Genomic DNA, 14,144 nt, shown 5'->3' on the forward strand with positions numbered 1-14,144 from the left:
ATTTTCGTTTTTTCACGAATGGTCAAATTACTTTAATGAAGGCTTATCTTTGCGCGTAACGTACAGATAGCTACCTGTTAAAAGGACTAGTAGACCTGCTGAAAGAATCGCCAGCCACCCATGCCAATTCCCTCCTGTTTCAGGAAGAGACACTTTTACTTGATTGGTGACGATCAATTCTATTTGATTGTTCTTTTCTCCAGAAACAAGAAGATTCGGCTGCAATTTTTCGTCAATCAAGACACTGCCATCCTCTTCGATCCTGATTTTCACAGGTGCTGTTAAACCAGCATAGCCTGTAGGCGTAACAATTTCTTCTAAGGTATAGCTGCCTGGTGTTAGATCATGGAAATGAAATACCGCTAGCGATTCTTGGGATTCTGGTATTTCTATCGTCTGACCGTTTCCGCTTAAGCGGAATTTGGCTCCCTCAAGTGCTTGTCCCAGTTCATCCTGTTTATTGACCACCAAATCAAAAGGTTTTAACTGATTGCCATGGGTAAGAGTCCAACAGTTGGCAGCTGCAGCGACGTTTTCCCCTTGATACTGGATCTTTCCGTCTGAACCAACGACAAACTCATAATCACCAGCAATCGTATCGTATCCAAGCGGACCGGCTGTTTCTGAGATGCGATAAGCGCCCGGCTCAAGGATCGTAAATTCAGCCATCCCCACATCATTCGATGTTTCTGAGGCAATTTCTTGATAGTTCCCCGCTGCTGTTTTTTGTTGCAGAGAAAAGACAGCCCCAGCTAACAGTACTTGCTGCTCTTTTTGTACCGTATATTTTCGAATAGCAACTGGAATTTCTGTAAACGGATTGGTGATCTCCAGCGTAATCGTATGATCGTCCACTGTGACGGGTTGCCCATCGATCGTCGTATTCCCTTGCGCATCAATATGAATTAGCCACTCTGTCTGCTTAGATAAATGATGTCCCGCCGGTGCAGTGACTTCCTCCAAACGATAGGTCTGATCTTTTTGCAACACAGTATCTGCTGGCAGCCCATACGTTCCATCCCCTTGATCCACAAGGGTCACTGTCTCTCCTGCCTCCGTTAATTCAAAAACGGCACCTGTCAGCTTCACCTCTCCTACAGCGGATTTTTTGATCAGGTTTAATGCCAAGGGCACAAACGCCTTTGTGTTTTTCCATGTATAAGCGTCCACTTTTGCCGCTTCATAACCTGCCACTGCTCGTTCATTTGTGACTTGATAATCAAAAGTTTCTCCTTGATTGTTATACAGCGGCAGTAAACGGTTTCTTCGTACTCCATCCCATCCTTTTCAGAAAGCGCGTAAACCTTGCTTCGTTCCCAAGTTGTCTGGTCTTGGGCATCGGTCTCAGTAAGTTTGAGATACCCTGTTTGCCAGCTATTCTCATTGCTGACAGGACTCCTGCTTATTTCAAAATAGATCGTTTCGGGACGACTGGAGCTATCGCCATCGTATTCTTCCCAGTGTTTTTTGATCGTCACCTCCTTCCCAGGTGCTTTGGCGGATGGCACACCAAACAATGCCTTTTGATCGGACTGATGATTCGGATAAAATACCGTTTCGCCATTCATTTGATACCAAGTATCTGGTTTAAAATCCGCTGCTTCTGTTTGAATCCGCACTTGATAATGAATTTGCAGTTCTTGCCCTTCGCCTAAATAAAGACCAGAAGCATGGATTGTATTGTCAGACATCGAAATGTCAGGCTGCACCGTTAGAGCAGCCGACCCGACACTTTTGACGGACAAGCTATTTTCTTCGTAGACAAATGGCTGCGAAATGGGGTCAGTAATCTCGCCATCGGTGACTGTTGCCGCAATGTGAAGGGCTTTTTTCTCGAGATAGTCGGCAATATCCGCTGCTTCATTCGCTGACTCATAATAAAGATGGCCGTCTTCATCAGCAGAAACCATCTGTCTCATTTTTTTCTCGACATCGGCCTTTGTATACCCAGCGGTTTGATCTCCTTGCAGTTGAATCCCCAACCCATGAATCTCGATGCCGCGTTCTTTTAACGCCATCGCTTCACCAATCGTGGCGATAAAGGTATTGTTGATCCATTTATAATTGTTCTGTTGATCAAACGCAAAATAGCCATTGTAGAGAAACGATGTATTCATCGGCTGGTCTTGAGTAAGAGAAAAGGCGGTTCCATAATAACTGCCGTCTGCCTGGGTATGCACTTTAGACACATGATAACTGTAAGTAGGAACGCCATCCGTTAGCAAAACGATGACTTTCTTATGTCCATTTTGCGTCGATAGCATATCCCCTGCTTGACGTAGCCCCCTTTGTGTAAAGGTTCCCCCAGCTGCTGTTTCTGGCGTCATCGATCGGATCGTCTCTTTGACTTCAGAAAATTTTCCTAATTGGCAGGTTTTGTTTTGGTAATTGCTGCCATCACTGGAATAACCGACATAGCCCATGTAGACACTATCCTGCATGCCGCTTCCTTCAATTTGATTCAAAAAGCGATCCACGCCTTTTTTCACTTCTGCGATCCGTCCCATCTCATTCATACTGCCTGACCAATCCACTACCAACACGACATCGATGGGATCAATTTGACGTTGAACATTCCCTCGTACATTTAGGTAGACATCAAATAGTCCTGGGGTATTCGTCTCTTTGGTAAATTTTCGTAGCGCGAAATCTGCTTCGTCTCCTACACCACCATATTCAATATATGAATGGGTCAAATTTGCTGGATCGCCATTCCATGTAGTTATGCCGTCCCACGTTTCGCCTGCATCCTTGTTCCCCTGATGATTTAAGACGTTACTGTTTTCATCAGTTTTCCAGTTCGCCACAGGATACGTCCCGCTTTGGTCTGTCGTATAATCTGGTTCAATCGAAGCAAAAGCCTGTGAAACGGTCGTTTTTTGATAAAGATGTTCTTGTTTAAATGGTTCAATAAGCGTTTCCTCTTCAGGAGCACTTGTCGCCGTTCCTGTCTCGTTTGTCTCTTCCTTCGTTTCTTCGTTCGAAACTTCTTTTGAACTTTCAGTCGCCGTTTGCTCCGAGGTCGACTCACTCACGGCTTCTGAAGAGGATCCAGTGCCAGAATTGACTTCTGACGTTTCTGAAGAAGCAGAATTTGTGGCAAGTGGGATGTCAAAAACTGATTCATTCAAAGACAGTAGGTTGTACGATTCTTCACGTTCCTTGTCATATTCTTCGATCTGAATCGTCAATTTTAGCTTTTTCGTTTCTTCAGGCAGCTGAAAGATTAGTTCTTGTTCCGTTGGTGTTTGTAAGAAATCTTGGGTTGTAAGCCAAGACTGTGCGGAATCATCCTTGACTTGAGTCATCTCTTCATTGCTTGTTTTTAATAACAACTGTTCCTTCGTTTCATCGATCGCATATAGTTGTACCCAGAGACGCTGCTGTTTGTTTTTTTGTGGTAGCTGATAGCATAAAGAAAATTGATGGTCCTCTTGGTGACCAGTCAGCTTGATCTGCTTCGTTTCAGCAATAGTGATCGTGTTTTCTTCTTGTGCACTTGCAGTCCCATTTATTTGCAAACTCGAATAAATGAAAAATAGTATCCCCCCTAACATACAGAAAATGAAAGAGAACCAGTGGTGTCTCTTTGTCAAAAACATAAAAAGACCTCCTTTCAAAGAAGCAAAAATTACAAGCTGATCATACAAGAAAGAAGCAAAAGGCACCTCTTTTTTTTATTTTCTGAAAAATAGAACTAATTGGCACACCTGTAGTTATTCATAAGAAAAAAAGTTAGTTATTTTAAAGTTAATTCATTATCGACATGTTATTTAATAATGTAAAAAACTATCGTTTTTCACCTGCGATTTCTATTTTTATTCTTTATGAGACAGTTCTATGAAAAATTTGTCTCAATTTTTCTAAAAAAAAGCAAAAGTTTTGAGACGTGTCTTTACACCGTTATATAAATACGTTATTAATAAAACAAGAAGGTGATCATTTGATTGAAAAAATACTCTTAGATACCCGAGCGTTAGACAAAATCGGACTCTACGGAAAACTATTATCAATTGCTCCGGGTGAATACAACCTAGAGTTCGTGAAAAATCTGACCCACTTAAGTGCAACACGATTGAAAAGTTTACTTTCCTCGATCCAAATCGACTTGCAAAACCTCTCCCCAGTGAATCTTTCATTACATAAAAACACCCTGAATCTTCCTAAAAATTTGATTGAATACAACCAATATCAGCAATTTTTAGCGCAAGAAAGCATTTCTTACAAATTATTGTTAAGCATCTTGACCAATCAAGATGAAAGTTTACTGGCATTTTGCCAAAGAAACTATATCAGTCGTTCGACTTGCTTTCGGCAAACAAAGAAGCTGCAAGACCATTTGAAAGAATTCAACGTGACGTTAAATCAGTCCGCTATGGCACTTACAGGTTCGGAGATGGTGATTCGCATCTTATTGTTTAATTTTATCTGGCACATTTCTTTAGGAGATAGTTTGGCGAGGGCATTTGATCAAGAGATCGAAGAACTTTTTGTGACTTACGAAGGAACGAAGTACAAAAGCAAGTATGAGATTGGCAAAAAAGAAGCCTTGCTTCATTGCAAAATCTGTCTATTTCGTATCAAGAATGGCCACGCGACAAATCTTTATCAGTTAACGAACCAGTCCTTTATTCCCAGTGGTGAAAATCTTGATTTCTTTTCAGCGTTTTTTGAAATCATTGATTCAGCGATAGATATTCTTGAGATCAATGCTTTGTTTTTCCTTTTTTATTACTGGCCGATGCTAACTTCAGCAGCAGACGTGCGCCTTCCGATCATTCAAGACTGTTACAAGCATGAAAAATCGGAGTTAAAGGAACTGATGGCTGAATTTGAAGCACACTGCCAAAAATTTCTCTGTGATTTTGATTTCGACCATCAATCGTTTCTTTATATGAATACATATCTTACATTGCTGAAGTTCTGCATATTCAAGCAAAAAGTCCCTCTTTTAAATTTTTTTGAAGCTACTATAATCAAAGATAAGTACCCATTACATACGATTTTGACAAATACGATTCAGAGTTTTTGGCGTAAAATAGCAAATCGCAAAGGCTACGAGTGGTTAAAAGCCTGTTATACGGATCTTGCTTTTTATCAAGCGTGTTTGCTTTACCCCATTTACATCGAAAAGGAACAGAAATATAAGCTTAAAGTTGCTTTTGTCTATGTATCCAATTACTTGGTCTCAATGGAAGTGTTTAATATATGTGAACGATTGCCCTATGTTGAAATAGAACGGATCACGCTGCCCACAGAGGAACCTTTTGATTTTTATATTCTGAGTTCCCCACAGCTTTTACCTCCTTTTACAACCGAGGAAAACACGGCGATCATTGATTTTTGCCGCTACCGTGATTTTGAAACGAATCTATGTCAGAAACTCTTGGCTGCTTTTAATGAAAAAATACAAAGAATAACTGCCAATAGCGCCTAAGTCCACCCTTTTCTCGATACAAACCACATCCTTTTGAAAAGGGATCATTGCTATACAAAATCCCCCCTTGGAATCAACAGATGATTCCAAGGGGGATGTTTAGTTAGGAACATTCTATTTTTCTCAGTCTAAATCAGCCGAATATGAGTCAATGGATAATAAACAAAGCGGGCATTGCCTAAAATCGCATCGCCTGATATAGGACCAAAGGAGCGGCTATCTTTAGAGGCACGTCGATTATCACCAATGACAAAATAACTGTCTTTGCCTAATTTCTCCACGCCCAATAAAGATTCCAAATCAAAATCATTGGTATAAGAGGCAGACTCATGATCGTTGCTGCGGTTTTTCACTAGAAAATCTTCATCTACCGGTTCATCATCAATGTAAAGCTGATCATTGACATATTTTACCGACTCACCCGGCAAGCCAATCACCCGCTTGATATAGGTCGAACCATCTGGCAGCTGGAAAACAACGACATCAAAACGCTGAATCGGTGAAATCTTTTCGATGACTACCATATCTCCTTGTTGCAACGTTCCTTCCATGGAGTTCCCTTCAACAGGAACCGGAATCAGTAAAAATGCCCGAATCAAGAAGGCTGTTGCAAAGGCGATCAAGGCATATTTTACGACTAGCCAAAAACGATCGATCCACTGTTTCTTGGCATTCACAAATCTACCTCCTCTCCGATTTATTCCTTACTTATTTTTCTGAAAGCAAGGACAGTGCTTTTAAGTACGCTGGGTCCTCTGCTTTGAGTTTTTCTGCTACTTCTTTTTCAATTGCTTGGGCAGTGTCGGCATCGACTTCACCAGTTGCCTTTAGGTCATGAGCTTCTTGGAAGGCTTTCACAGCTGCAGTCGTCTTGTCATTGAAGGTATCTCCGCTCGTGGCATACCCTAACGCTTTAAGAAATTGATTCAGATTGTTGACAGCCGTTGACGATTGTCCAGCTTTTAAGGCATTATCACGAGGTAATGGCGGGAAATACGCATATTCAGGATAATCCTCTTCATAGTCCGGCATCACACCTTGATCGTTGACCCAATTTTCATTCGGTGTCAGCCATTTCATGACCGTCATTTTTAATTCACTATTATCCCCCAGATCCTTCACATTTTGAACGGTCCCCTTACCAAAGGTTTCCGTACCAACGACTGGGATATCCGCTGATTCTTGCAAGGCTGCGGCAAAAATCTCAGCTGCGGAGGCACTGCCGCCGTCGACTAAAACAACGACTGGCTCTGTGACTTTGAATCCTTCATCCAATGCTTCGCTCGCTTTGGTCTCACTGACAACCCCTTGATTGTTGGCAAACTTCACGATCGTTTGGCCGTTTTCTAAAAACATACTTGCCATGATCTGGACTTGATCCAGCAATCCACCAGGATTTTGTCTTAGATCAAGAACAAACGATTTCACACCGTCTTCCCGCAACTCGGTGATCGTTTCTTTCAACTCAGCTGCTGTGTTTTCGGCAAAGGAGGTAATATCAATTCGACCGATCGTATCATCATTTTCAACCAGTTCACCATGGACCGTTTCGATTGGGATCACGTCCCGAGTGATTTCCACATCAAAGGTATCTGCTCCACGCTGAATCGTTAAGGTCACCTGCGTGCCTTTTTCCCCTCGAATCTTACTCACGACTTCAGACAATTCCTGTCCTTGCGTATCTTCCCCATCGACTTTGACGATTCGATCATTCATGCGCAGACCACTTTTTTCTGCAGGGGTGTTTTTGATTGGCGCTTGTGCGACCTCGGGATAGTCTTCCACGATCGACAAAGTAGCACCGATCCCTTCAAAACTTCCTGAGAGGGACTGATCCAAGTTATCCGCATCTGATTGGTTCAGATACGTCGTGTAAGGATCGTCAAGCGCATCGGTCATCCCTTGAAGAGCACCCTCAATCAATGCATCCTCATCGACTTCTTGGTAATAATTCGCAAGGATCTGGTCATACAACGACTGGATTTTCTCCATCCCGCTGGCTGCTGTCGTCGTTTCTGTCGCCGGCTGTGTCGTCTGCTGATTTTGCTGGGCTGTTTGCCATAAGTAGACACCGCCTCCCGACAAAATCGCGACACAGACAAGAGAAACGATATATCGGCTTGTCGTTACATTTTTCATTCACAACACCTCTCTGAGAAAAAACAACTTCGTTCTGAGCATTTATGCAGGCAAAACGAAGGACGTTTTTATTTGTTATTTTCGAGATACTCTGCCCAGATACGATCAAAAATATCCATGGATGGCAAATAATCAACGTTTAGTTCCAGATAAGAAGAGACTTCATCATAATCATCACTGTGCTTTGGAAACTGAATATCATGACTCGCATGAGTGGCAAAGATCTGAGCCTCATCTGTATGACTCGGACCTTTGACTGCCATTAAATAGCTATAAAAACTTTTACGCATGTTCTTGCTCCCAATGATCTTCTAAAAAGGCTGCTCGACGGGCATGATTGCGAGCAAAATTTTCAGGATTCTTTTTGTAGTACTCTTGATGTTCTTCTTCCGCTAAATAAAAGGGTTGCGCTGGTTCGATCGTAGTCACGATCGGATCGGTAAAGCGACCGGAAGCCTGAAGTGCTGCTTTGCTGGCTTCGGCTTTTTTTCGTTGCTCTTCGTTAAAATAGAAGATAACCGGACGATAATTGTCGCCGCGATCTTCAAATTGGCCAAAAGCATCCGTTGGATCTGTTTGCTGCCAATAAATCGTCAAGAGCTCCTCATAACTGATTTTTTCTGGGTCGAAAATGATTTCTACTGCTTCAGTATGCCCTGTTTGATGGCTTTTGACTTCTTCATAGGTTGGATTTTCGGTATGTCCTGCGGTATAACCAGAAAAAATCGAATGCACCCCTTCGAGTTCATCAAAGGGCTGGATCATACACCAGAAACACCCACCTGCAAAAATTGCTCGTTCCATTATTCATCCTCCGTTTCAGCTGGTAAATATAAGCTCATTTGAATTTCATCATCTACAAGATTGATTTTGTTTGCCTTGATGAACAATCCGTTTTGCATGCGGAATTGATCCAATCGTATCAGTATAATTTGTTCATCGGCATTGACATCGATCCATTCGGGAAATTTAAAACTACGTTTGATCATTTTCATTACTTCACTAGTGGGCAAATCCAAGGTGCCAATCGATAAACTTTTGGCTTTTAATTGGACATTGCCTTCTTCTGTCACATAAGGATCAAAATAGAGATAAAACGTGATAGGAAACCCTAATACTTGAAACTCGCCTGTTAAGAGTGCTTCGTTTCTCAGCTCAAAATTATATTTTACCTCTTGATCCTTTTGAAAATCAGATAGATAAAAATCAATCAATTGATTGACTTGGCTTTTGTTGCTGTTAACGGTCAGAACAGGACTGCCCTCCCGTTGAACAAGTTCAGCACTTTCATTTAAGCCAGTTTCTCGCTGCTGAAAAATTCTTGAAGCAAAGAAAACCGTTGTCCCCAAAAGGATGCCGACCAGAACTAGAAAAGCAATTTTCCAGTAGTTGATCGATTTTTTAGTGTTTGCAGCTGTTTTTTCCGGCTGCTTCGTTGATTCGCTTGGTTTCATTTTGCTTCCTCCTCTAGCAACCAATAGTTTTGTGTTTTGATCACTTCATCGCGAACGGCATTCGCCATCAGTTGATACCCAAGATTATTGGGATGGAAGCGATCGCCTTCATACAAAACATTGTTGGTGATATTATTCCCGACAGCTTGCGATGAGTCGGTAGTCGCCGACGTGCTGCTTTGTGTCTCATCAGCATTTGACGCCGATGACTCAGGTAAACTTCCAGTGTCGGTTGTTTGTGTTGTTTCCTCAGTTGCGTCTTCTTCTGTATCCGCAATACCGACCTCATCACTTAACCCTTTATAGAGCAAATCGTTAATAGGAATAAAAAAGGCATTTTCTTGCTGATTGACGAACGTTTCCGTCTGTTTATTCCAGTTATCAATGATCGTCTGCATGTCGGTGATCTCTGGAAAGTTCAGATAAAATGGATTGTAAATACCCAAAACATAGATTGGGGCATCGCTATTTAGTTCACGGATTTGAGCGAATAAATCTTTTAAGCGTTCATTATATTCTGCCATCGGTTCCGTAAACGTCTCGATACTCAGACCGAAGAAATTGCTTTGGATCACTTTTAAGACGTCATTTCCGCCGACGGTCAAAGTAATCAGGTCCGCTTGACTAAGGTCTTGGCGCAAGTCTTCATCATTTTTGACTCGTTTTAAAATCTGGTCGCTTCGTTCACCAGCGACCCCATAATTTTTGGTTACTAAATTGCTCAGATCATAGCGGTCCTCTAGATCTCCTGCCAAAATAGGCACAAAGCCGCCCCGAGCTGTTTCATCCCCAACACCCTCTGTCAATGAATCCCCAAGTGCGAGGTATTCAATGGCGGATTTTTTCGAATCATTGGCTGCTAGCTTATCCACAGGGGTCAGCAGTGGTTGCGCTTTGGGAACAGCTAAGTGAAACAGTACACCCGTTCCAACGGCTATCAGTCCCACAACGATCAAATAAGTTACTAATTTCTTCCATTTCACAGGTATTCAAACTCCTTTGTAATCTTTGCTATTTTAACAAAATTCTCATAAAATTCCTAGTCGCAATCCTTCAAACTTAAGAAAGAAAACAGCTCCCTACTCTCTGAATAGACAAAGAAACGCAGCTTCATTCTGCTTTTTCTTCCTTTCAGCTTTTCATACACCAAAAAGCGATTCGTCGTCAAACGAATCGCTGAAAGGAAGCACCTTTTTTATTCCGTACTGTAAGTGATCGCAAACGCTCCTCTACCTGTATGAGTGGCGATGATCGGTGTTGTGTGAAGCAATGGGATCTCCAAGTCAGGAAACAATTCTGCTAGTTCTTTTTGGAAACGTTCCGTAATTTCTAACCCTTCTGCATGAGAAATACCAATTTTCGTCACTTTTGGCATATTCTTCAATTCTGCTTTTAATTCCTCAAACCATTTATTGAACGTCTTGACGCCGCGTCCTTTGACGACTGGAATCAGTTCTGAATGATCAAAATCCATGATCACTTTCATGTTCAGTAAGCTCGATAAAAGACCTTTGGCGCGACTGATGCGCCCACCTTTTACTAAGTTTTCTAACGTTGAAACGCCGATAAATAATTTCGTATGCTCACGCACCAGATCCACTTCTGGTAAAACTTCTTCTAATGTCTTACCGGCTTTAGCCAATTCTGCTGCCCGAATCACTTGAAAAGCCAACGCTTGGTCTGTCGTGTCGCTATCGATCACGGTGACTTTCGCTTTTGATAAATGACTGGCTTGACGAGCCGCTTCCACAGTGCCACTAAGACCTTTGGTCATATGGATCGATAGTATTTCACTGCCATCTTTGCCTAATTCGTCATACAGTTCTACAAAATGACCAATCGGCGGCTGACTAGTTTTAGGTAACTCTTTGGCTTGCGCCATCATTTGCATAAATTTTTCTCCCGGCAGCGTTTCATCATCTGGATAAACGACACCATCGATCATTACAGATAAAGGCACGACATGGATAGCCAAAGCATCACGGACACTTGGTTCCATCGTACTGGAAGAATCTGTCACAATTTTAAGATTTGCCATCATATATTCACTCTCTCTTTAAATCAAGTCTTTTTTCGTGGTAAAATAACCACAGACCATTTATACTAAGTATAACAGAGAGAAAATTTTTTTTCATCTAATTTCGATTCGAAAGGACGGTGCCGAATGCAGCACATGAAGTTTAGTCGCAGATATTTGATCGTCAATGAAGTATTAAATGCAGTAACCCACGGGATCGGATTAGGACTGAGTATCGCAGGATTGGTCATCCTCTTAATCAAGGGGGCAAATCTAGGGTCACCTATCCACATCGTTTCCTATGCCATTTATGGGTCGATGATGATTTTGCTCTTCCTCTTTTCTACCTTATTTCACAGTTTGATTTTTACCAAAGCAAAAAAGGTCTTCCAAGTCTTTGATCATGCCTCCATTTTCTTGCTGATCGCTGGAAGTTATACACCTTTTTGCTTGCTTAGTATCCAAGGCTTGCTTGGCTGGTCACTCTTTGTCTTGATTTGGCTACTAGCAATTAGCGGCATCGTTTATAAGTCACTGACTCTTCATAAAAAAGAGACCGTCTCAAAAATCTCCACCCTGATCTACATCATCATGGGCTGGCTATGTGTTATTGCCTTTAAACCTCTGATCGAACATTTAGGCTACTGGGGAACATTTTTACTAGGAAGCGGTGGTGTTTCTTATACTGTAGGTGCGCTATTCTATAGTTTAAAATCCGTTCGGTTCATGCATGTGGTTTGGCACCTATTCGTTATGTTAGGTGCGGGACTGATGTACTTTTCCGTCTTGTTGTATACCTAAAAATGAAGCACTGCTTACAAAAAAAGAACAGGAAACTTTCGCTGCAGAAAGCTTCCTGTTCTTTTATTTTCTACGATAAAATTCAAATTGATGGGGATAATGGTTCTTTTCATCGACGATCCCATCGATCACATGATCAAGTTTCCATTGCGTCCAATCAATCTCTGGGAAATACACATCTCCGTTAAATTCCGCAGCGATCACTGTACGGTACAATTGATCGCAATCGTCAATCATCGCTTCAAAAACACCTGCTCCACCAGTTAAAAAAACGGGATGCTCTTGCTGCTTCACATACGCCAAAATTTCCTCACGGTCATGCATCACTAAGGCGCCGTTGGCTTGATAATCCTGATCACTCGTCAAAACGATCGTCGTACGCTGTGGCAGTAATCTTTTTCCCATGCCTTCAAAGGTTTTGCGCCCCATTATAATCGTATTATTGATGGTTTGCTCTTTAAAAAATTTCAAATCATTCGGCAAATGCCACGGCAGTGTACCATCCGCTCCGATCAACCCTTTTTGATCTTGTGCCCAAAGTGCGATCAACATAAAAATTACATCCCTTCTGTATAAAATGATTCCGAAATAATAGCAGCAACCTGCAGCCGCTGCATCAGCTGAAAAGCTGATTCATGCTCAAATGGATCTTTGTTGCGCTCCTCAAAGCGCAAGCCATCACAGGCTTGGTAAACAATTGTGCCGCCGCTTCTTTGGATATTTCGCGGCCATTCCCCATCGTTTAAATGCGCGTTGTTGTTTTTCAGCAAGGTCGGTATCAGGGAGATTGGAAAGAGAGCACTGCCAGCTGCGATATCAACTTCTTCTATTTGAAAAAAGTCAGCAGCGATCTCGTTGATCAAGCGCTCCGTTCTTTGCCACGTTTGCGGATGACTCGCAAATGCCCTTGCAGTTCGTCCAAGGATACAATACGTATTCGCAGGTAAAGGCTTTTTGCTTATAGCCACTAGTTCTTCTGGATAGGTCTTCATCCACGTCACCACGCGATCAAAATCACAAATATGCAGCGAATCCAGAGCTGGCAGGTGGTGCTGGGCAGCAAAAACAAGCCTTCTGCGGGCATCCGCTGCTCCTTTTGCTGGTATAAAAATGGCAGTACACTGCTGATTTGATCGAATGGCTTCCTTTAGCTCTGGCACTGTTTCTTCGGATACGGATAGCCAAACTGCATCATAGTGCTGATGCAAGAACTCGATGACTTGCTCAATGAGCGCTGCAGTAATCGATCCAGCATGTCTCTGATGAAAGGTCGCCGCAAAGCCTCGCTTGTGGGTATTTACCATTACGCCTCATTCCTTTCTTTATGAAATGAAACCCAAACAACCACTTAAACTGCGATCGGTGCTTTGATCGTTGGATGCGGATCATACCCTGCCAAGGTAATATCTTCCATTTCAAAATCAAAGATCGACTGTTTTTCAGGATTTAACTGTAAGGTTGGCGCAGGACGTACCGAACGAGTCAACTGTTCCTTCATCTGTTCCATATGATTGCTGTACAGATGAGCATCGCCTAATGTATGGACAAAATCCCCGACTTCTAATCCAGTTTCATGAGCAATCAGGTGCGTTAATAGCGCATAACTAGCAATATTGAAGGGAACGCCTAAAAAGACATCGGCACTGCGTTGATACAGCTGACAGCTTAAGCGACCCTCATGAACATAAAATTGAAACATTGTGTGACAAGGTGGCAACGCCATCGTCGGTACATCTTCAGGATTCCATGCGGAGACGATCAGACGGCGAGAATCCGGCGTCGTTTTGATCATGTCGATCACTTCTTTGATTTGATCGATAAACCCGCCGGTACTTTTTTCCCAATGCCGCCATTGATACCCATATACATGGCCCAAATCGCCGAAAGTTTCAGCGAAAGCATCATCGGCTAAGATTTTTTCACAAAATAGTTTCAACTCATGTTGATACTGTTCATTGAAAGCTTCATCCACTAATGAACGGCGACCAAAGTCTGTCATATCAGGACCTGTATAAGCATCACTTTTAATGTAACGTTCAAACGCCCATTCATCCCAAATGTGGTTATTATGTTCCAGCAGGTAGCGGATATTGGTATCTCCCTTTAGAAACCACAATAATTCGCTCTTGATCAAGCCAAAAGGAACTCTTTTTGTTGTCAGCAAAGGAAAGCCTTGGGACAGATCAAAACGCATTTGATGACCAAAGACACTGCGTGTTCCCGTTCCTGTACGATCACTTTTATCATTGCCTTCTGCTAATATTTTTCTTCCTAGATCTAAATATGCTTGTTCCAT

The 14,144-nt window shown here is 42.2% G+C and carries 14 protein-coding genes; 2 read left to right on the forward strand and 12 right to left on the reverse strand.

Features of this window, described 5'->3' with window-relative positions:
• Window positions 1-27: 27 nt before the first annotated feature.
• Window positions 28-1,170, reverse strand: coding sequence for a SpaA isopeptide-forming pilin-related protein (locus QN079_RS10560; protein ID WP_289229721.1), 1,143 nt, complete (start codon window positions 1,168-1,170; stop codon window positions 28-30).
• Entirely contained in the window at window positions 1,119-3,602 is a 2,484-nt protein-coding gene (locus QN079_RS10565) for a vWA domain-containing protein (protein ID WP_289229722.1), read from the reverse strand. Before QN079_RS10565 ends, QN079_RS10560 begins: the two co-directional genes overlap by 52 nt.
• 341 nt (window positions 3,603-3,943) lie before the next feature.
• On the opposite strand from QN079_RS10565, the gene QN079_RS10570 reads away from it, so the two are divergent.
• Window positions 3,944-5,437: a helix-turn-helix domain-containing protein gene (locus QN079_RS10570; protein WP_289229723.1), complete on the forward strand. Its 1,494-nt coding sequence runs from the start codon at window positions 3,944-3,946 to the stop codon at window positions 5,435-5,437.
• A 128-nt stretch (window positions 5,438-5,565) separates the two neighbouring features.
• Here the strand turns inward: QN079_RS10570 and lepB are convergent, their stop codons facing one another.
• The 7 genes from lepB to QN079_RS10605 form a co-directional block, all read right to left on the reverse strand.
• Window positions 5,566-6,114, reverse strand: a complete 549-nt coding sequence (lepB, locus tag QN079_RS10575) for a signal peptidase I (protein ID WP_005229602.1) — start codon at window positions 6,112-6,114, stop codon at window positions 5,566-5,568.
• Window positions 6,115-6,145: 31 nt separating this feature from the next.
• Entirely contained in the window at window positions 6,146-7,576 is a 1,431-nt protein-coding gene (locus QN079_RS10580; RefSeq protein ID WP_289229724.1) for a S41 family peptidase, read from the reverse strand.
• A 68-nt stretch (window positions 7,577-7,644) separates the two neighbouring features.
• The gene (locus tag QN079_RS10585) at window positions 7,645-7,866 is read right to left on the reverse strand and encodes a YozE family protein (protein ID WP_005229600.1); all 222 of its coding nucleotides are present in this window, start codon (window positions 7,864-7,866) and stop codon (window positions 7,645-7,647) included.
• A complete protein-coding gene (gene msrA, locus QN079_RS10590) occupies window positions 7,859-8,380 on the reverse strand; it encodes a peptide-methionine (S)-S-oxide reductase MsrA (RefSeq protein WP_016610786.1) in 522 nt (173 codons plus the stop codon). Before msrA ends, QN079_RS10585 begins: the two co-directional genes overlap by 8 nt.
• Window positions 8,380-9,030: a YpmS family protein gene (locus tag QN079_RS10595; RefSeq protein WP_087627711.1), complete on the reverse strand. Its 651-nt coding sequence runs from the start codon at window positions 9,028-9,030 to the stop codon at window positions 8,380-8,382. Before QN079_RS10595 ends, msrA begins: the two co-directional genes overlap by 1 nt.
• Window positions 9,027-10,013, reverse strand: a complete 987-nt coding sequence (locus tag QN079_RS10600) for an SGNH/GDSL hydrolase family protein (protein WP_289229725.1) — start codon at window positions 10,011-10,013, stop codon at window positions 9,027-9,029. Before QN079_RS10600 ends, QN079_RS10595 begins: the two co-directional genes overlap by 4 nt.
• 212 nt (window positions 10,014-10,225) lie before the next feature.
• Window positions 10,226-11,068, reverse strand: coding sequence for a DegV family protein (locus QN079_RS10605; protein WP_026008095.1), 843 nt, complete (start codon window positions 11,066-11,068; stop codon window positions 10,226-10,228).
• 126 nt (window positions 11,069-11,194) lie between these two features.
• Here QN079_RS10605 and trhA point away from each other — a divergent pair, with 126 nt between their 5' ends.
• Complete coding sequence (gene trhA / locus QN079_RS10610) at window positions 11,195-11,848, forward strand: PAQR family membrane homeostasis protein TrhA (protein WP_289229726.1); 654 nt, start codon at window positions 11,195-11,197, stop codon at window positions 11,846-11,848.
• Between the two features lie 63 nt (window positions 11,849-11,911).
• Here trhA and QN079_RS10615 read toward each other — a convergent pair whose 3' ends face one another.
• From QN079_RS10615 to QN079_RS10625, 3 genes are read right to left on the reverse strand one after another with little or no spacing between them, the layout of a single operon-like run.
• Window positions 11,912-12,400, reverse strand: coding sequence for a dihydrofolate reductase (locus QN079_RS10615; protein ID WP_289229727.1), 489 nt, complete (start codon window positions 12,398-12,400; stop codon window positions 11,912-11,914).
• Between the two features lie 5 nt (window positions 12,401-12,405).
• Window positions 12,406-13,152 carry a hypothetical protein gene (locus QN079_RS10620; protein WP_289229728.1) on the reverse strand — a complete coding sequence of 249 codons (747 nt, stop codon included), beginning with the start codon at window positions 13,150-13,152 and terminating at the stop codon, window positions 12,406-12,408.
• 44 nt (window positions 13,153-13,196) lie between these two features.
• Window positions 13,197-14,144 (reverse strand): thymidylate synthase, encoded by a 948-nt coding sequence (locus QN079_RS10625; protein WP_010749378.1) that lies wholly within the window; start codon window positions 14,142-14,144, stop codon window positions 13,197-13,199.

The sequence above is a fragment of the Enterococcus sp. FZMF genome (genome assembly GCF_030263915.1).
Lineage (GTDB): Bacteria > Bacillota > Bacilli > Lactobacillales > Enterococcaceae > Enterococcus_D > Enterococcus_D casseliflavus.

Bases quoted from the DNA above. Each gene is read 5' to 3' on its own strand.
- QN079_RS10565 (WP_289229722.1), bottom strand. From the start codon at position 3,602: ATGTTTTTGACAAAGAGACACCACTGGTTCTCTTTCATTTTCTGTATG.
- QN079_RS10580 (WP_289229724.1), bottom strand. From the start codon at position 7,576: ATGAAAAATGTAACGACAAGCCGATATATCGTTTCTCTTGTCTGTGTC.
- QN079_RS10585 (WP_005229600.1), bottom strand. From the start codon at position 7,866: ATGCGTAAAAGTTTTTATAGCTATTTAATGGCAGTCAAAGGTCCGAGT.
- msrA (WP_016610786.1), bottom strand. From the start codon at position 8,380: ATGGAACGAGCAATTTTTGCAGGTGGGTGTTTCTGGTGTATGATCCAG.
- QN079_RS10595 (WP_087627711.1), bottom strand. From the start codon at position 9,030: ATGAAACCAAGCGAATCAACGAAGCAGCCGGAAAAAACAGCTGCAAAC.
- QN079_RS10605 (WP_026008095.1), bottom strand. From the start codon at position 11,068: ATGGCAAATCTTAAAATTGTGACAGATTCTTCCAGTACGATGGAACCA.
- trhA (WP_289229726.1), top strand. From the start codon at position 11,195: ATGCAGCACATGAAGTTTAGTCGCAGATATTTGATCGTCAATGAAGTA.
- QN079_RS10615 (WP_289229727.1), bottom strand. From the start codon at position 12,400: ATGTTGATCGCACTTTGGGCACAAGATCAAAAAGGGTTGATCGGAGCG.
- QN079_RS10620 (WP_289229728.1), bottom strand. From the start codon at position 13,152: ATGGTAAATACCCACAAGCGAGGCTTTGCGGCGACCTTTCATCAGAGA.
- QN079_RS10625 (WP_010749378.1), bottom strand. From the start codon at position 14,144: ATGGAACAAGCATATTTAGATCTAGGAAGAAAAATATTAGCAGAAGGC.